This window comes from Naasia lichenicola, from assembly GCF_004801885.1.
GTDB classification, from domain to species: Bacteria; Actinomycetota; Actinomycetes; order Actinomycetales; family Microbacteriaceae; genus Naasia; species Naasia lichenicola.
Genome location: NZ_SSSM01000005.1, coordinates 957,724 through 975,014, shown reverse-complemented (window position 1 = coordinate 975,014; position 17,291 = coordinate 957,724). Strand labels below are relative to the sequence as shown.

Annotated in this window: 15 protein-coding genes; 5 read left to right on the top strand and 10 right to left on the bottom strand. The window is 65.4% G+C overall.

Annotation, left to right across the window (positions count from 1 at the left end):
• Positions 1–133: 133 nt before the first annotated feature.
• The 4 genes from E6C64_RS15785 to E6C64_RS15770 all read right to left on the bottom strand — a co-directional run bounded on the left by E6C64_RS15785 (position 134) and on the right by E6C64_RS15770 (position 5,403).
• Positions 134–1,531, bottom strand: a complete 1,398-nt coding sequence (locus E6C64_RS15785; RefSeq protein ID WP_136428504.1) for an aminomethyltransferase family protein — start codon at positions 1,529–1,531, stop codon at positions 134–136.
• Between the two features lie 66 nt (positions 1,532–1,597).
• Complete coding sequence (locus E6C64_RS15780; RefSeq protein ID WP_136428502.1) at positions 1,598–2,665, bottom strand: ABC transporter permease; 1,068 nt, start codon at positions 2,663–2,665, stop codon at positions 1,598–1,600.
• Positions 2,662–4,230, bottom strand: coding sequence for a sugar ABC transporter ATP-binding protein (locus E6C64_RS15775; RefSeq protein WP_136428500.1), 1,569 nt, complete (start codon positions 4,228–4,230; stop codon positions 2,662–2,664). Before E6C64_RS15775 ends, E6C64_RS15780 begins: the two co-directional genes overlap by 4 nt.
• A 3-nt stretch (positions 4,231–4,233) precedes the next feature.
• Positions 4,234–5,403: a sugar ABC transporter substrate-binding protein gene (locus E6C64_RS15770; protein ID WP_136428497.1), complete on the bottom strand. Its 1,170-nt coding sequence runs from the start codon at positions 5,401–5,403 to the stop codon at positions 4,234–4,236.
• Positions 5,404–5,615: 212 nt separating this feature from the next.
• Between E6C64_RS15770 and E6C64_RS15765 the strand changes: the two genes are divergently transcribed.
• Positions 5,616–7,133: an anthranilate synthase component I family protein gene (locus tag E6C64_RS15765; RefSeq protein ID WP_233255657.1), complete on the top strand. Its 1,518-nt coding sequence runs from the start codon at positions 5,616–5,618 to the stop codon at positions 7,131–7,133.
• Between the two features lie 328 nt (positions 7,134–7,461).
• Positions 7,462–8,061, top strand: a complete 600-nt coding sequence (locus E6C64_RS15760; protein ID WP_136428495.1) for a 5-formyltetrahydrofolate cyclo-ligase — start codon at positions 7,462–7,464, stop codon at positions 8,059–8,061.
• A 22-nt stretch (positions 8,062–8,083) separates the two neighbouring features.
• Here the strand turns inward: E6C64_RS15760 and E6C64_RS15755 are convergent, their stop codons facing one another.
• Entirely contained in the window at positions 8,084–8,737 is a 654-nt protein-coding gene (locus E6C64_RS15755; protein ID WP_136428493.1) for a cyclodeaminase/cyclohydrolase family protein, read from the bottom strand.
• 714 nt (positions 8,738–9,451) lie between these two features.
• Here E6C64_RS15755 and E6C64_RS15750 point away from each other — a divergent pair.
• Both E6C64_RS15750 and E6C64_RS15745 read left to right on the top strand, forming a co-directional pair.
• Positions 9,452–10,540: an amidohydrolase family protein gene (locus E6C64_RS15750; RefSeq protein WP_136428490.1), complete on the top strand. Its 1,089-nt coding sequence runs from the start codon at positions 9,452–9,454 to the stop codon at positions 10,538–10,540.
• A gap of 19 nt (positions 10,541–10,559) precedes the next feature.
• Positions 10,560–11,030 (top strand): nucleoside deaminase, encoded by a 471-nt coding sequence (locus tag E6C64_RS15745; RefSeq protein ID WP_199241057.1) that lies wholly within the window; start codon positions 10,560–10,562, stop codon positions 11,028–11,030.
• A gap of 15 nt (positions 11,031–11,045) precedes the next feature.
• Here the strand turns inward: E6C64_RS15745 and E6C64_RS15740 are convergent, their stop codons facing one another.
• The gene (locus E6C64_RS15740; protein WP_158437896.1) at positions 11,046–11,792 is read right to left on the bottom strand and encodes a glutamine amidotransferase; all 747 of its coding nucleotides are present in this window, start codon (positions 11,790–11,792) and stop codon (positions 11,046–11,048) included.
• A gap of 47 nt (positions 11,793–11,839) precedes the next feature.
• On the bottom strand, positions 11,840–12,472 hold the full coding sequence (locus tag E6C64_RS15735) for a M24 family metallopeptidase (RefSeq protein ID WP_158437895.1): 633 nt from the start codon (positions 12,470–12,472) through the stop codon (positions 11,840–11,842).
• A 136-nt stretch (positions 12,473–12,608) separates the two neighbouring features.
• Between E6C64_RS15735 and E6C64_RS15730 the strand changes: the two genes are divergently transcribed.
• The gene (locus E6C64_RS15730) at positions 12,609–13,631 is read left to right on the top strand and encodes a LacI family DNA-binding transcriptional regulator (RefSeq protein WP_158437894.1); all 1,023 of its coding nucleotides are present in this window, start codon (positions 12,609–12,611) and stop codon (positions 13,629–13,631) included.
• Between the two features lie 20 nt (positions 13,632–13,651).
• Here E6C64_RS15730 and E6C64_RS15725 read toward each other — a convergent pair whose 3' ends face one another.
• The 3 genes from E6C64_RS15725 to E6C64_RS15715 are packed head-to-tail and all read right to left on the bottom strand — an operon-like array spanning position 13,652 to position 17,273.
• Complete coding sequence (locus E6C64_RS15725) at positions 13,652–14,617, bottom strand: ABC transporter permease (protein ID WP_136428481.1); 966 nt, start codon at positions 14,615–14,617, stop codon at positions 13,652–13,654.
• Positions 14,614–15,750: an ABC transporter permease gene (locus E6C64_RS15720; protein WP_158437893.1), complete on the bottom strand. Its 1,137-nt coding sequence runs from the start codon at positions 15,748–15,750 to the stop codon at positions 14,614–14,616. Before E6C64_RS15720 ends, E6C64_RS15725 begins: the two co-directional genes overlap by 4 nt.
• Complete coding sequence (locus E6C64_RS15715; protein WP_136428479.1) at positions 15,747–17,273, bottom strand: ABC transporter ATP-binding protein; 1,527 nt, start codon at positions 17,271–17,273, stop codon at positions 15,747–15,749. Before E6C64_RS15715 ends, E6C64_RS15720 begins: the two co-directional genes overlap by 4 nt.
• Positions 17,274–17,291: the final 18 nt, after the last annotated feature.

Sequence of the window (17,291 nt, the reverse complement as noted above, 5' to 3'; positions counted from 1 at the left end):
CGCTATCGATGGAATGCCAGATCTGACATACCGATCGGTTTCTCAATCGTAGATCGAATATTGGGGTGACGCGTCGAGATGATCCCGGCGTGCGGAGGGCAGGCCATGGTGGCCCGCCCTCCGATCCGCTTCGTTAGACGCTTGCGGGCACCTGAGCCGCTCGCTTGATGACCTTGTCGAAGTATGGGGTCGGAGCCACCGTCACCCGAATCTCTCGCAGCTCATTGCGGCCCACGTTGTCGCGCCGGCTGTCGGGTTCGCCCCACATGAGGGTCAGTTCGGTTCCGGGAGTCGCAAGCTCTCGATCCAGGATGCCGTGCGAGAGGATGTGGCCGGCGTTGGCGGAGAAGGACATGTACTGCGAGAAGCCGATGGTCTGGCCGCCGCTCTGCACGGCGTCAGCAGCCCAGGTCGCGTACATCGGCGAGGGAAGCGCGATGAACTGGGCGGGATGTTGCGAATCGAACAACGACGACTGGATCGTCGCCGCCACGTCCTCGTCATTCCAGACCAGGGTCACCTTCTCCCTCTTCTGATTGTCGGCCTTCTCCCGGAGGGCGTCACGTCCGACGAAGCTGCGGTCCCAATCCACCAGTCGTCCGTAGCCGGCTTCGATCGGGTCGACGTAGTAGTCCTCGATCCGGTCGGAGAGCAGGCTTCCTCCAAGCGACCCCATGGACTCGAGCGAGAATGCCGACGTCGCCTGGCGGTAGGACTTGAGCTCCTCTCCGTGGTAGATCGCCGGGAGGGGAAGAGGAAGCCACCCCGACTCCTGGGCCGTAGTCGCGTAGGCGGACGCTCCTACAGTGCGGAGCCCGTACTTCGCGCCAGCCTCTGCAAATGCCGCGCGAACCGCCTGCTGGTCGTCCCATGGACCATAGATCTCGAAGCCGGGAGTGCCTGCCATCCCATGGCGCAGCGCGCGGACGCTTTTGCCTGCAATGGTGACGTCGGCGATCGAGAAGAAGCCGACGTCAGGAAGGGTTCCCTCGACGAGCTCCCTCACGAGCTCGAGCGCGAACGGCCCCTGGATCTGGAAGCGGAACACGTCCCGAGGCGCTTCGACCACTGACCAGTTGTGGTTGAGCTCTGCGGTGACGTCATAATCGCTCTCATTCGCCCGGTATTGCACCCAATCGTGAGCGAACGGGGCCCCGACGATGCGGAAGAAGTCATCGTCTTCATGGAACAGGATCGCGTCACCGATCAGGAACCCGTCGGGGCTCGCGAGGACGACCTGCTTCGCACGACCGACACGGAACGGGTCGAATCGATTAACCGCTATCTCGGAGAGGAACGGGATGACGTCTTTGCCCCGAAGCTGCAGCTCGCTCATGTGATAGGACTGCTCGAGCAGTGCGACGCTGTCCTTCCACGCCCGTACCTCGTCGCGCCAGTTCGTGAACTCGGCGGCGATACCTGGGAATACGTAGGGGCCAAGCTGGCCCGGCCCGCGGAGCAGCTGCACCGGGCTCCCGGCCGCTTGGATTCGGTCCTCCAGCGTGGGGCCGAAGGGTGTGGCGTCTGACATGCGGTTACCTCTCTCATCTGTGCGCTGTCGCACACGTTGTCACGCGGGACTGCTGTCCGCGAGGGTTCAATGGGCCGGAGTTCGCTCTTCAACGGGTGACTGCTCGGGTTTTTCCGGTGCCGAGGTTCGTCGGCGCGGGAGCCAGCGGCGGATCATCGAAGCGCGTCCGGCCACACGCTCCCATTGCGACAAGCCGACGGCAGCGAGAAGCGCAACGCCGTTAAAGAGATCGCTGATCCAGGGTGGCGATCCGATGAGCTGGAGGCCCTTGATACCTGTGGCCAGCACATAGACGGCGAGCACCGTGCCCCAGACATTGAAACGGCCGCCACGGAACTGGGTCGATCCCAAGAACACGGCCGTGAGCGCAGGGAGCAGCAGTCCCGGCCCGACAGTCGGTTCGCCGGTGTTCAGTCGCGAAGTCAGCAGTACCCCTGCGACAGCGGCGATGAAACCGCCAGCGACCAGTGCACCGATTTTCAGGCGGACCACATCGACGCCCGCCAAGCGGGACCCTTCTGGGTTGTATCCAGCTGCGTACATGCGACGGCCGACCGAGGTCCTTTCGAGCACGTACCAGGCGATAAGCGCGACGACGACCATGACGTAGGTGGGCACGGTGATGCCGAAGAAACTCCCTGTCGCGATGCCACGAAAACCGTCTTGCAACCCGATGATCTGCTTGCTCGAAGACATCCAAGCCAGCCCGGCCAGGAGGATCGAACTCAATCCGAGGGTCGCTATGAATGAATCGATGCGCCCCTTCGTGATGATCAGACCCGACACCAGGCCGATCAGCGCTCCCGCCAGCAGTGTCAGCGGGATCGCGGTCATGAATGGCATGCCGAGCTTCACCTGGAGCACGGCTACGAGAATGCCGGCGAAGCCGATCTCGGCGCCGATGGCCAGATTGAACGAGCCCGTGACGAGGGGGATCATTACCGCGATCGCCGCGATGACCGTGATGGATTGGGCGTCGAGAAGAGTTCGCCACACTCCCTGCTGAAGGAAGGTGCGCGGCGTCACGATCGAGAAGATGGCGAAGATCGCGATGAAGATGTAGATCGCGGAGATGTTTCGGAAGGACAGCCGATTCAGCCATTTGGCCCGGGTAGTCATATCGACGGAACTCATCGGTGCTCTCCATCTCGTGCGGTTCTGGGGTTGGTACTCGGTGATACGGAGTCTGCGAGGCCGTAGCCGTGACGAACGAGATCGGTCTCCGTCAGCTGTGCACCAGTGAGCTCGGCGACAGCGACTCCGTCACGCATGACGATCACGCGGTCGCAGAGACGCACGAGCTCTTTGGCGTCCGAGGAGCACACCAGCACGGCAGCCCCTCGCTGAGCGGCGCCGTCGATCTCCGCGTAGATCGCCTGCTTCGCGCCGATGTCGACGCCCTGCGTCGGCTCCTCGAGGATGAGCACGCGCGGATCGTTCCGCAGCCACTTCGCGAAGACGATTTTCTGCTGATTGCCGCCGCTGAACTGTGCGAACGCCTGCTCCACGCGGGCAGGGCGCACGTCGTAGCGATCGAGGAGATCGTGGCTCAGGCGCAGTTCGGCGCGCACACGGATCGAGCCGAATGGACCGGTCACCGCGCGCAGGTCGGGAAGGGTGATGTTCTCTCGGGCGCTCATCGAGCGGATGCCCCCGAAGCGCACGCGATCGCCCGGTACGAATGCGAGCCCTCGCCGCACGCTCTCGCCCGGGCTCCGCGCGCTGTACTCATGGCCGGCGATGTCGAAACGCTCCGCCGTGGAGGGCAGCGATCCGAAGACGAGCGAGGGCAGGATGTCACGGCCGGAGCCAAGCACTCCCGCCACGCCCACTACCTCTCCTGCGCGGATGCCGATGTCGATTCTGCGCACACCGACCCCCGACAGGCCTCGGATATCGACCATCTGCTCACCTCGTTGCAACGTCCGCACCGGCGCCACGGACTCCTCCGCGCTCGCTCCCGTGACGAACTCGACGAGTGCGTCGTGGTCCAGGCCTGCGCCGGCGACGTCGGCCACAACGCGTCCGTCGCGAAGCACCACCACTCGATCGGCTATCTCGAGCACCTCATCCAGCCGATGCGAGATGAACACGACTCCTGCGCCGTCCGCCGCGACGCGGCGCATTGCGCTGAACAGGACGTCCACTTCGCTCGCGTGCAGGGCCTCCGACGGCTCGTCCAAGATCAACACGTTGCGTGGATGCACCCAGCCGTCGAGCGCGCGGGCGATCGCCACGATCGCGCGCTGCGCTGGAGCGAGGCGCCCCACGGGGATGCCGATGTCGAACGCTTCACCGAAGCGGGCGATCAGGGAGAGCGCGTGCGACCGCTCCGCCCGTCCTCGCGTGGGCGCAAAGCCGTGCACACCCGGGACAGCGCCGAGACCGAGGTTTTCGACGGTGCTCAGCTCGGCCACGAGCCCCAGGTCCTGGTGAATGATGTGCAGCCTTGCAGCCTGATCGCCGACTCCGTCGAATTCCACGCTGCCCTGATCCGCGGTGTACACCCCGGCCAAGATCTTCACCAACGTGGACTTGCCAGAGCCGTTGTGCCCGACCAGAGCGACGATCTCGCCGCCCTGCACCCGCAGCGACACATCGTCCAGGGCGCGTAGCCCGGGGAAGTCCTTCACGATGCCGGCCGCCTGCATCAGGGGCTGCGCCTCAGCTGCCTCTGATGCAGGCGGCGTGATGGTCATGGACTACTTGCCCCATAGCGTCGCGAAGTCGGACGCCATGTCCGGGTAGGCGACGAAGCCCTGGGGATAGTCGCCCGCCGTCGACTTCGTGAGGACACGCGAGATCGCCTTGACCCAAGGCTTCCAGTCGTCGTAGACGACGTCCATGCCCTGAGCCCGCCGGAGGCCCTCGTCGAGCATGAACCAGGTGTACTCGTTGTAGTCCACAGCGAATCCAGCGGCCTGCAGCCCGCTGGCGATCTGCTCAACGTTCGGCGGAAGAGACGACTGGCCCATTCCAGGGACGTCGATGCCCGCGAGGTCCATCTTGCCCTTGAGACCGATCTGGATCTGATCCGCCACCGTGATGAAGAAGTCCGTCTCAGGGTGGGCCTGCAGGTCGCTTACGACCGCATCGCCGGCGGTCGTGTCCATGGTGGTGACAGGGATGTCCACCGTGCGAAGCGTGCAGTCCGGGCAGGCGTCCGCGAGATAGGTCTTTGCCGCATCCAGCTGGATGGCGGAGAAGGACAACTCGGGGATGTTGTAAAAGACGAAGTTTTTGCCCGTTCCACATGTCAGTGCGATGGCGGCCGCGCCGAGCACCTGGCCATTGATCTTCGATGCGCCAAGTCCCGACTGCGAGTCGAGGAGACCGAACTGATCGGCGTTGCTCGACCCGGCGTAGACGATGGTCGTGCCGGCTGCCTTGAGGGCGTCGAGCTGGCTTTGGAAGAACGTAGCGTCGACAGCGGCCGCGATCAGGATGTCGGGTGCGTTCTCGACAACCGTGCTCACCGCCGAGTTGATGCTCTGCGCGTCGAGGCCGGTGTCCACGCGAGACAGCTGCACACCGGCCGTGGTCGCGGCCTGCTCGAGTGACGAGTAGATGATGGCGGATACAGCGGATCCGTTGTCGAGGTAAGCGACAGTCGTCGAAGGATCGATCGGCTCAGCCAGAGGCTCGGTGACGGGTAGCCCGTCGGACTCCTCCTCGAAGTAGGAGATGTAGTCGTTCGCCGAGGCGTAGTCGACGCCGTCGCGAGGATCGACGGCACATTTTCCGTCAGCGTCGGGGTAGGTGACCCCATCGGTCGAACCGCCACCGTCACCGGTGTCCGAGCTGCAGCCGGTGAGACCCACGACGAGGGTCATCACCGCCGCCAGCAGTACGCCATTTCGAAAGGTGCGCATGGGTTGCCTCCGGTGACTTCGTTGTCGGGCGCGGAACTTCTCTGTCCGCTCGGTTGTCCGGTTCGGTTCAAGATACCGATTGGACTCCGTATACCGAGCAGTATCCCCTCGGCCTACACTGCTGTCAACCCGCCGACTTGGTGCGGTGTGTCGGATGCGCTCGAGCGCAAGCTCCGTTCGACGAGCGCGGCGGAAGGACGGAGGCACAGCGGATGTCAATCGACTCACATGACTCCGCAGTCGCACTGCTCGCTGAGGTCCAATCCGTGGCGACCTCGCCCCGCGTCTCGCGAGTGATCGAAGCTTGGGTCGACCCTGAGATCGCCTTCGTTGAGCTGCTGGCGAAGGAAGAGAACGCGGCGTGGCTCGATGCCGGAATCAATGTGAGAGAGGGGTGGAGCTATCTCTGCATGACCGGATCGTCGGCCTACACGCTGGTCGGCACTCCGAGCGTCAAGCAGGTCGCCATCGCGCATCTCGCGACCGCACGATCGGCGCGTGTCACGGGCTCAATCCTCGAGGCCCTCGAGTCCGTTACTCTTCCCACCCAACTCGACGAGGATAGAGCGAGCGACGAATCGTTCAGCACGGATCGGTTCGATCTGGGCTGGGTGGGCTGGGTTGGTTTTGAATCCGGAGCATCGGCGATCGGCGTGGACTTCGCAGATTCCACGCGACCCGACTCCGCGATGCTGTTCGTCGATCGACTCGTCGCGTTCGATCACGACCGGGGTCGAATGGTCCTCTCCACCTTCTCGGCAAGCGGTTCGGGATGGCTGGATCATATGGAGCGGCAACTGAGGAGACTGGTCGGCGCGGTCGCACTCCCCCTGGACACCGACGACTCCACGCTCGCCATCGGCGAGCTGCGGCATACCCCCAGCGCTTACCGGTCGATGATTCTCGAGTGCCAGTCGCGCATCGCTGCCGGTGACGCCTATCAGCTCTGCTTGACGAATCAGATCGCCGTCAAGACCAGAGCGGACCCGACGACCGTCTACCGACGGCTGCGGCGCACGAATCCGACGCCTCGCGGAGGGCTGATCAAAATCGCCGGTCTCGCACTGGCGAGCTCGAGTCCCGAGCTCTTCCTCGGGGTGCGCACCGACGGCCTCATCGAGACGCGACCGATCAAGGGCACCCGTCCACGCAGCGCGGCATCCGATGTCGACGCACTGCTGCGCCGTCAGCTTCTTGAGAGCGAAAAGGAACGCGCCGAAAACGTCATGATCGTCGATCTCATGCGTAACGATCTGAGTCGCGTCGCCGTCCTGGGATCCGTCCAGGTCCCGCACCTCTTCACGGTCGAGCCGTATGCGAATGTGTTCCAGCTCGTCAGCACCGTGACGGCCCGTCTGGCCCCGGGTGTTTCTCCGATGACGGTCGTGCGGTCAGCCTTCCCGGCGGGGTCGATGTCGGGTGCTCCCAAGTTCAGCGCCATGACAATCCTCGCGGGCCTCGAGCGTGGACCGCGGGGCGCGTATGCGGGCGCCTTCGGATACATCGGAATTGGTGGAAGCATCCGACTTTCAATGACGATCCGCACTGTCGTCATCGATCGCGCTCACGAGGTGGCGACGATCGGCACCGGGGGCGGAATCACTATCCTGTCCGACCCCGATGAGGAGATCGCCGAGATGCTTCTCAAGCCGGCGCCTGTGCTGACCGCTCTCGGAGCAAGACTCGACATCCCTATCTGGACCGCCGCCGGAAATGACTTCTTCCGTTAGCTCGGCCGAATCGAGGCACGGCTCAGGCGGGTCCGGATTGAGCGGCGGAGCGAACGCGCGCAGGATCTCGACCTCATCGACTTCGATCACCAGCCGAGGTGCGACCCGGCAGCTGACGATTTCTCACCCGTAGCATTCGGGCGGGTCTTTGTGCTGAATCCGTAGCTCGAACTCGCCCCTGACCTGAAGCTAATCAGCCACGGCCACATCGGGGACCGCATTCCAGCGTTGCACCGAGCAACCCAATAAGAAACCTGACCTGCTTAGAGATAACAGGCACGACAAACCGAGGACAATCGCTTTGCGAGGACCTGGAGGTCGACTGCGGATGAATGATGACTTGGTAACGAAGCAACTACTGAGAACGGATATCCGCGCGCGACGAGAGGCTCGCCGCTTCGAGCAGCGAGAGCTCGAGGCGCAAGGGTTCGCGAATCAACTCGCAAGGCTTACGCCGTCGGATCGGCCCACAACCGTTGCGTGCTACCTTTCCATGCCGAATGAGCCGGGCACACGCCCCTACCTCACCTGGGCACGGAGCGCCGGCGTCGCAGTTTTAGTTCCCGTGAGCAGAGCAGACGGGTTGATGGACTGGGTGGAAGTCCGCGGACAACCGGAAGTTGAGGGACTGTTTGGCATCTTCGAGCTGAGCGGCGACCGTCGCGGACCAGCAGCAGTCGCCGACGCCGACCTGGTCATCGTGCCAGCGGCTGCAGTCGATAGAACTGGAATGCGTTTGGGTTGGGGGCGCGGCTACTTCGACCGGGCGCTGGCCACTTTGCAGCACCGCGATCACGTGTACGCCCTGATCCACGACGACGAACTGCTCGATCGAGTTCCCAGCGAGAGCCATGATCTCCCGGTGCGCGGCGCCGTCACGCCACTGCGGACAGTCCAACTTCCGGAGAAGCCGATCCCGAATCCCTAGGCAACACCCCAGCGAGAGCGCTTTACTCGGTTTCGAGAGTCGGGGCCACCCTCCCGTCCAGCCCTGTCGTGATCGCGTCGATCTGAGTCAGCGCCGCGTCGAACTCCAGCACCAGACCCCACAGCTGAGGGTGACCATTCCGCACCTCGGCCAAGTCCTCTCCGGCAGAGGTGAGAGATGCCAGATCGAAGCTCACATTGGTCCGCGCCCCGACGATCGCCGCGCGGAGGGCACCGAAAGCGACGGCCACATCGGCGATGAGGGCTGGGTTGCCATGGGCACCAAGCCAATGCAGATCGGCCACTGCACTCATCGCCGATCTTCCCAACTCTGCAGATACACCTGCCGCGTCAACCGAAGCGACCTGGATGGCCCGTTTCCGCTCATCCCCCGACGGTTGCGCGAATGCAGCGCCGAAGGCCTTAGACGCAGCGGCATCATCGTCAGCCAGGGCCAGCGCGCGCGACCTCAGCCCCCTCGCCCGTTCAACGATCTCGGATATCCGTTCCGGGTCGCCGTGCTCGGAAGAGTAGCCCGCGACCATCGACGTCAGCCCAGCCGATATTGCGAGCATCACGCCGGTAGCCGCGCCGCCCCCTGGCGAACCTGTCGATTCCGCGAGAGCCATCGTCCAGTCGTCGACCGTCGCGATATGAGTGAGGCGAGATCCCGTCATTCTTCTGCTTCCCCGTCCATGAGAGTGCGTCCGTGGACCTCAGCGTGATCGGTCGGCGCCCGTACAACATCAGAATGGAGTCTTACACCCCCGCCGCTGTTGCTTCGCGACCCGAAAGCACCATCCGACTAAGTCTCACCTCGCTTCGACGGCCAACACCGTCTGCCATGAAGCACAGAGGCGGACGTGCGCCCCTAGGGCAGTGCATCACCGTCCCGCGCTCGCCGCGTCGAGCGAGAGCCACTTCCTCCTCTTCGTGCCCACATTTTGCCCACACTTCGGGAAATATCGGTGTGATCGAGGCTTCTGTGGGTGAACCAAAAACCGCATGTTTTCGCGGTTTTTGCATACATAACACTTGATCCGGGGCGGTTTTTGGAGTTCGAGTCCCTCCAGGGGCACCGCGCTCCGGCTGCGTAAGCCCTGATCAGGGCCAGTCCGATTGGTCACCAGGTGCAGAACAAGGTGCCGCTCGTCCCGCGTCGATCAGAGTTCTTTCCGCGCATTCATCACATTTCGCGATCCTTCATCGGGCACGCTCTGGACTGGTCACTGTCCGTTGCTACGCGATGCTCACCGGCGCGAGCCCGGCCCCTTCCCAGCCGCTCAGGTCGGCTTTGACCGCATCGCGATCAGCAGGGTGATTGCGAAACGTTTCGCCGTAGATGGGCACGGCGGCTTCCGCCGAGAGGGTTTGCCCCGTAGACAGGAACCATGCTTCCTACGAGCGACCCATCTTCGCTCCTCGACAGCGGCGAGTGGGTGAAGCTTCCTCCTCTCATCGACGCCCATGTACACCTCGACAAAACGCTGTTCGGGTCGCGTTGGGTTCCGCACCACGAGTCACCGGTCCTCAGGGAGCGCATCGACCACGAGCAGCACGTGCTCGACGCCCAGCCGGATGACCTTCGCACCCGTGCGGGCAGGCTGTTGCAACGCCTGTCGTCTCGCGGTGTGACGGGCATCCGTGCTCAGGTCGACGTCACCGATGCCACCGGCCTGACCAATCTCACCCGGGTGCTCGAGCTCAAGCAGCAGTGGGCCGACCGTATGGCATTCGACGTCGTCGCCTTCCCACAGGCCGGCATCCTCTCCCAGACGCACGCGGCTCGCCTGATGCGCGAGGGCCTCGAACTAGGCGCTGACACCGTGGGCGGGCTGGATCCCGAGGGTTTCGACGGCGACAGGGGCGGTCAGCTTGCCGCGGTGTTCGACCTCGCGACGACCTTCGGCAGCAGGATCGACATCCACCTGCACGAGCGCGGCCTTCCGGGGGATGTCACGTTGCGCGAGATCGCCGCACGGACTCGTGACAACGGTCTCGGCGGCCGGGTCGCCGTCAGCCATGCCTTCTCGCTCGCGGACCTCGCCCGCACCGACATCTCACGACTGGCAGTCACTGCGGAAATGCTCGCCGAAGCCGATGTCTCGATACACACGAGCCTGCCCGAGGTCGAGGTGCTCCCGCCCGTGCCGGCCTTGCTCGCCGCGGGCGTCAACGTGGCCGTGGTGAGCGACAACATCCGTGACAGTTGGTCGCCCTACGGCAAGGGGGACGCGCTAGAGCGGGCGAACCTCGCCGGCCTCCTCTTCGCATGGCGGCGCGATGAGGACCTCACCCGGGCGCTCGACCTGGTGACCACCGCCCCCGCCCGCTCCACCGGCCTCGGCGACTTCACCACAGGCGACTACGTCTTGGTGCGCGCGGGAAGTGTCGGCGAGGCGATCGTCGACCAGCCCCCCGATCGCGTCGTCGTTCGGGCCGGGTGCGTTGTGTCCGGCAGTCAGCATCTCGATGCCTGACACACAGAGAAGGAGAGACATGGGCCTCACCGAGAACGACCGCGTGCACCTGCGCGCGACCATCGAACTGGCACGGGCATCCCGCGAGCACGGCAACCATCCGTTCGGCTCGCTCCTCGTTGACGGCACGGGTGCGGTCGTCGCGCGCAGCGAGAACGTCGTCGTGACGGAATCGGATCTGACCGGACATCCAGAAATACGTCTTGCGCGGGAAGCCGCGGCTCAACGAGCACCCGAGCACCTGGCACTGTTCACTCTCTACACGAGCTGCGAGCCCTGTTTGATGTGTGCCGGCGCTCTTTACTGGTCGGGCATCGGACGCATCGTTTACGCGCTTTCGGAGGAGACGCTGGGGGCGACCCGCGGTGGCGGCATCGAGATGCCCGCCGTCCGACTGCGGGATGTCTTCCCGCCCGCGTCACCCGTCGAGATCGATGGCCCCGCGCTTGAGGAGGAGGCCAGCGCGCCGCACGTCGACTTCTGGGTCTAGGCGGCGCGCCCCCTCTTAGATCGCGCCCGAAACCCAGTCGATCGCGCGCGGCCAGAACTGCCGGTACGCCGGGGAGTCGAGAAAGGCCTGGGGGGCCCAGTGCGGGCCGATGTCGGTGGTGAACGCAAGCGTCCGGCCCTGGCCGTAGGCGCCAGCGACGATGAAGGGGTCCTCCCCCACGGTGGCGATGACCTGCGACCCGGACTTCGCCTTCACGCGGTTGTAGCCGAAGATCGCCGGCCAGTCGTCGGGAAGGCCCCGGGCGAGGGGATGCGCCCCGTCGACCGTCACGGGAACGTTGAACTCGGGGTTCTCGACCCGGTCGTCGTACGGCAGAACAGTCACGGGCAGCACTTCCTCGACCGGGGTGTTCGCGTACTTGCCCTTCCCGTCGATGCCAGCGAAGCTCAGGTACCCGCCACACATGACGATGGCGCCGCCAGAGCGCACCCACTCGCGAAGCGCGACCATGGAGTTGTTGCCCGGTCCGCCGAGCCACACGGTGAGGGGCACGGCGAGCGAACTCGACCCGATGTCGGAGAGCACGATGACGTCGTACTCGGCGAGCTGCTCGGCCGTCGATGGCATGTTCTGTGGCACGAGATGCGCGGGAAGGTTCGTCACCTCATGCCCACCCGCTTCGACGGTCGCGGTCCAGTCCACTCCCCCCACTCCGAAACGGGAGGTGGAGAACGAGTCGAACCCCTTGATGTGGGTCTCTTGAATGATCCAGGTCTCTCCAACGAGCAGGACTTTAGACACGGTGTTACTCCTTATGGTGCTGGTGAATTGGGACGAATGCTGAGGTGTCACACGACGACCGGCGACCGGCCGGGCGCGAGCCAGATGATCTCCTCGAACTTGGCGCCGCGCCCGTGTCGGCCGAGCTGCGGTTCGACCGTCCACCCGCCCCACATAGGCGCGTGATTCGTCGAATCGATGAAGCCGTGTGCGGCGAAGGCCGAATCCTGGGAGTGGCCGAAGTTGTCGAGCAGGTCGAGCACCTTCAGATTGCGCTCGGCGACGAGGGCGGCACCGATGGCGTACAACTCCGAGGCGGGCATCCCGGGAACAACCAGCTCGATCATGGCCAGCTGGATCTCTCGAACCGCAGCGACGAGCGCGTCCGCTTCACTGTCGGCCCCGACCACGAAGCTCTCGCAGTAGTCACCCAGCCAGCCGTCGAGCACCGGGTTCACGTCGATGATCACCGTGTCGCCGAGCACGGCGGCGCGATCCTGCATGGGGAAGGCGGGATGGCATACCGTCGTGCCGATTCCGATGCGCGTCGTGGGCGTTGTCCACGGGGCGTCCGAGCCGAGCTCTCGGCCTAGGCGCAGCACGTCCCGCTCGAGCTCGAGCTCGGTCACGCCCTCGACTATGAGGGGCTCCACCCTGCGCACGATCTCTCGGGCCAGATCCTGCGCCGCGATGAGTCCCATTGGCGGCTGATCAGGGGTTCCCTGTTCGGGGTCATACATGGATGAGCGTCCCTTCTTTGTCGGAGCGAAACGTTTCCGGAGCGGGCACCGCTTCGCTACTATGAGCGCGACCTGCCAGCTGACCGAGGAGGGTGATGTGAACGATCCGAGTGAACCCGCGACCCTCAAGGACGTGGCCCGCGTGGCGGGTGTCGCACTCAGCACGGTCTCCGCTTACCTCAACTCGACCCGCAAGGTGTCGCCGGCCCTGCAGGTGCGCATCCGTGACGCCGTGCGGGAGCTGGACTACATCCCCAACTTCCAGGCCCGCAACCTCCGGATGAAGCGTGCGGCCTCGATCGGCCTCGTGGTGCCGGAGCTCGCGAACCCGTACTTCGCAGCCCTTGCGGAGGGAATCGAGTCCCGCCTCTCTGGGACCGGTGTCACCCTCACCCTCAGCCTCACTGGATCGACCGGTGACCGCGAGGAGGCCCACGCCAGCCTGCTGCGCCGCGCCCGCCTCGATGGACTGGTCGTCATCTCCGCCACGGGGCGCACTACGTCGGCGCTCCTCGATCTCATCGAGCGTTTCCCGGTCGTGCTCGCCGACGAGCAGCTGCCCTCGCTCAATGCCGCGTTCGTCGGCAGCGACAACCGACGGGGTGCCCGCAGCGTCGCCGATGTCGCGCTGGCCTCCGGCGGCAGGCGCCCGGCGATCATCGCCGGTCCACGCTCGCTCTGGACAGCGGAGGCGCGCCTGAGCGGGTACCGTGAGGCACTGGCCGGCTCCGGCATCGAGGAGCACGACGTCATCCTGGAACGCGGCGATTACACCTTCGCGTCCGGGCTCGCCGCGGCGATGAGGCTGTACCCCCTGGAACGGTACGACGGCTCCGGACCGGACATCGTCATCGCGTCCAACGACCTCATGGCACTCGGGGTCCTCCGTCACCTCCGACGCATCGGAGCGAGTGTTCCTGAGGACGTCGTCGTGGTCGGCTTCGACGACATCCCTGTCGCCGACATGATCACCCCGACGTTGACGACAGTCTCCCAACCAGCCCATGACATCGGGTTCACTGCGACCGACCTGCTGCTGCGCACCATCGACGGCGAAGCACTCGCCGACGAGCGGGTCGAGTTGCCCACCGAGCTCCGGGTGCGCGAATCCACGCGCTGACGGCGCGTTGATCATCTGTCTCATCGCAGCGGCTTGCCCAGCGATGCGGGGGCGGACGCGGACTCACGGAACACCACGATCGCGATGAGGGTCAGGAGGTAGGGCATCCCAGCCGTCAGGTCTGCGCTGATGCCGGCAGATACCTGGAAGCCGTTCCCCAGCGCCGAGACCACCGCGAACAGGAGGCAGGCGGCGAGAGCGCCGAAGGGGTTCCAGCGGCCGACGATCACGGCGGCGAGGGCGATGAAGCCGCGGCCGTTGGTCATTCCCTCGCTGAAGCTGCCGAGGGAGCCAACCGAGAGGTACGCCCCGCCGATGCCCGCCAGCACACCGGAAAGGATCACCGCGGCGAACCGCAGCTTGACCACGTGGATCGCGACAGTCTGAGCCGCCAGAGGATTCTCACCAACCGAGCGCAGACGGAGTCCGACCGGCGTGCGGAACATCACGAAGGCGAGAACGGGCACCGCCACCACCGCAACGATCGTGATGATGTTGAGAGACCCGAGGCCCGGGAAGGCCAGGGTGGGTGCTCGTTGGATCGCCGGCAGCTCGCTGCCCAGCCCGAAGAAGGTGCGGAACACGTACTCGGTTCCGAACAGGCCGAGCAGGTTCACGGCCGTTCCCGAGATGACCTGATCGGCGTTGAGGACGATCGAGACGAAGGCGTGCACGAGGGCGAGAAGCCCGGCTGCGATCGCCCCGCCGGCGACCCCGGCGACCCAGGATCCGGTGGCGTTGGAGATCAGGAACCCCGCGAGCGCGCCGACGATCATCATGCCCTCGAGGCCGATGTTGACTACTCCCGCACGCTCGGAGATCAGCCCGCCCATTGCCGCGAGGAGCAGTGGCGTTGCGATGGCCAAGGTTGACACGAGGATGGCGGCGGGCGCGAGGCCACTGCCGTTGGTCACGAACACAAGGATGACGACGCCGATCAGGACGCCGACGGCCACCGTGACGGTGGAACGTGTGAGGTGTCTCATTCGACCGCTCCCTGGGTCTTGCGGATCGGGAGTCGTGCGGCAATCCCGTTCAGCCCGCCGAGGTAGGAGAACAGGCTGTTCGCGCCGATAAGGAAGACGATGACGGCCTGCAGCACGCCACTCAGCGAGCTCGCGAGCTCGGGCGGAAAGCTGCCGGAGAGGAAGCGCGACCCGGACTGCAGCGCCGCGAACAGGAGTGCGGCGAGCAGCACGCCGACGGCGGAGTTGCGGCCCAGAAGTGCGACCGCGATCCCCGCGAAGGCGAAGCTCGACGACCCGACGATGTTGGATCCGGTGATCTGGCCGGTGGTTCCCGTGATCTCGACGAAGCCGGCGAGACCGGCGAAGGCGCCGCCGATGCCCATCACCAGCACGGTAAGGCGCTTGGTCGGCATCCCGGCGTAGTGCGCCGCGTGCCGGTTGCTGCCCAGCGTGCGAACGCTGAAGCCGAAACCGGTGCGCGACATGAGCACGCCGAAGACAGCGACGGCGACCAGTGCGACGAGGATGCCCGCATGCAGCGTGATGCCGCTCTTGAGCAGCTCAGGCAGCCGCATGCCCTCCGGGAACGGCACCGATACCGGCTGCTGCGTGACCGGGTTCGCGAACGGGCCGGCGTACCCGTAGAGGAAGTGCCCGGTGTATACGACGAGCCAGTTGATCATGATGGTCGTCACCACCTCGTTGGCCCCGCGAAGCGCTTTGAGCGCACCGGCGATCGCACCGCACACGGCACCGCCGACGATTGCGCCGAGGAATGCCGCGAGGAGGCCCCCGTTGCTCCCGATGGTGATGCCGAGTTGCACTCCCAGGATTGCGCCGAACCAGTACTGGCCCTGGCTGCCGACGTTGAACAGTCCTGCGCGGAACGGCAGCGCGGCCGACAGACCCAGCAGGATCAGCGGGCCCCACACGTTGATGGTCGCGAAGAGATTGCCCGCAGCGATGTTGGTCGAGATGCCGGCCGGGTTGCCCGGGATGATCGCCAGCACGAGGTTGAAGCCGGCGCCGGCGAGCAGCTCGCCGTAGACGGCGAACGGGTTGTACCCGGCGAGCACGATGAACAGGCCACCGACGACCAGCGCGACGACGAGCAGCGCGACCTGGCGAAGCGCCACCTGAAGGCGGTTCACGCGGCCACCGCCCCGGTCATGGCCGCTCCGAGGATCTCGCGCGACACCTCCGACCGCGGTCGGTCGAGAACGACGCGGCCCTCGAACAGCACGACGACGCGGGTGGATAGGGCGAGTATCTCGTCCAGCTCGAAGGAGACAAGAAGGATGCCGCATCCCTCGTCACGGTGCTTGAGCAGTCGTCCATGCACCGTCTCGATCGACCCGACGTCGAGGCCGCGGGTCGGCTGAGAGGCAAGCAGCAGCCGGGGGCTCGTGAACATCTCCCGGGCGAGGATCAGCTTCTGCTGATTGCCGCCCGAGAGCTCCTTCGCCAGCGCGTCGACGCCGCGGGCCTTCACCCCGTAGTGCGCCATGTTCTCGGCGCACAGGGAGTCGATGACTCCCCGCTGCAGGAATCCGCGCTTCGAGAATGGCGCGGTGTAGTAGCCGCGCAGAGCGAAATTGTCGGCGAGCGTGAAGTCGGCCACAAGGCCGTACTTGCGACGATCGGCGGGCACGTGCGCGACCCCCTGGCGCGCGATGGACCGGGGATGTTCGAATGCGAGCGGCTCGCCTGCCACGGTTGCCCGGCCCGAGTTCGGGGTGACCAGCCCGGCGAGCACGCCGACCAGCTCTGCCTGGCCGTTGCCGTCGACCCCGGCGATTCCCACGATCTCCGACTCGCCGACCTCGAAGCTCACACCCCGAAGCGCCGGGACGCCCCGGCTGTCGTCGACCTCGAGATCGGTGACAGAGAGCACCGTGGCACCCACCGCGTGCGGCCGCGCGACGACGGTGTGGATCTCTCGGCCTACCATCTCTTGGGCAAGCTCGGCGGGTGAGGCGTCACCCCGGTCGAACCTCGCCACGATCTCACCGCTGCGCAGCACCGAGAGCCGATCGGCGACCAGCGTCGCCTCGTCGAGCTTGTGGGTGATGAGCACGATCCCGACCCCGCTGTCCGCGAGGCTCCGGATCACCGTGAGCAGGTCGCGCACCTCGGCCGGCGCGAGCACGGCCGTGGGTTCGTCCAGCAGCAGCACGTCGGCCTTGCGGTAGAGCGTCTTCAGGATCTCGACCCGCTGCTGCATCGCGACACTGATGTCGGCCACCAGCGCCTTCGGATCGACCGGCAGCCCCATCCTCTCGCTGAGGTCACGCACCTCGCCGTTGGCCGCCTTGTAGTCGATGAGCACCGCCGATCCCGGCTCATCGTTCAGCACGATGTTCTCTGCGACGGTGAGGCGGTCGACGAGATGAAAGTGCTGGTGCACCATCCCGATCCCCGCTGCGATCGCGTCCGCGGGGAGCCGGAACTCCTGAGGCACCCCGCGGACTTCGATTCTGCCCTCATCCGCACGGGCGTAGCCCGCAGCGATGTTCATGAGGGTCGACTTTCCTGCGCCGTTCTCCCCCAGGAGTGCGTGGATCTCACCGGGACGCACATCCAGGCTTACATCGCTGTTCGCGACGAGGTTTCCGAATCTCTTAGTGATGCCGGTGAGGCTGAGAAGCGGGACCGTGGGGAGAGCTGAGAACATGGCGCGGTGATTCCTCGC

Coding starts and splice junctions, on each gene's coding strand:
- E6C64_RS15785 (WP_136428504.1), bottom strand. CDS start 1,531: ATGTCAGACGCCACACCCTTCGGCCCCACGCTGGAGGACCGAATCCAA.
- E6C64_RS15780 (WP_136428502.1), bottom strand. CDS start 2,665: ATGAGTTCCGTCGATATGACTACCCGGGCCAAATGGCTGAATCGGCTG.
- E6C64_RS15775 (WP_136428500.1), bottom strand. CDS start 4,230: ATGACCATCACGCCGCCTGCATCAGAGGCAGCTGAGGCGCAGCCCCTG.
- E6C64_RS15770 (WP_136428497.1), bottom strand. CDS start 5,403: ATGCGCACCTTTCGAAATGGCGTACTGCTGGCGGCGGTGATGACCCTC.
- E6C64_RS15765 (WP_233255657.1), top strand. CDS start 5,616: ATGTCAATCGACTCACATGACTCCGCAGTCGCACTGCTCGCTGAGGTC.
- E6C64_RS15760 (WP_136428495.1), top strand. CDS start 7,462: ATGAATGATGACTTGGTAACGAAGCAACTACTGAGAACGGATATCCGC.
- E6C64_RS15755 (WP_136428493.1), bottom strand. CDS start 8,737: ATGACGGGATCTCGCCTCACTCATATCGCGACGGTCGACGACTGGACG.
- E6C64_RS15750 (WP_136428490.1), top strand. CDS start 9,452: ATGCTTCCTACGAGCGACCCATCTTCGCTCCTCGACAGCGGCGAGTGG.
- E6C64_RS15745 (WP_199241057.1), top strand. CDS start 10,560: ATGGGCCTCACCGAGAACGACCGCGTGCACCTGCGCGCGACCATCGAA.
- E6C64_RS15735 (WP_158437895.1), bottom strand. CDS start 12,472: ATGGGACTCATCGCGGCGCAGGATCTGGCCCGAGAGATCGTGCGCAGG.
- E6C64_RS15725 (WP_136428481.1), bottom strand. CDS start 14,617: ATGAGACACCTCACACGTTCCACCGTCACGGTGGCCGTCGGCGTCCTG.
- E6C64_RS15715 (WP_136428479.1), bottom strand. CDS start 17,273: ATGTTCTCAGCTCTCCCCACGGTCCCGCTTCTCAGCCTCACCGGCATC.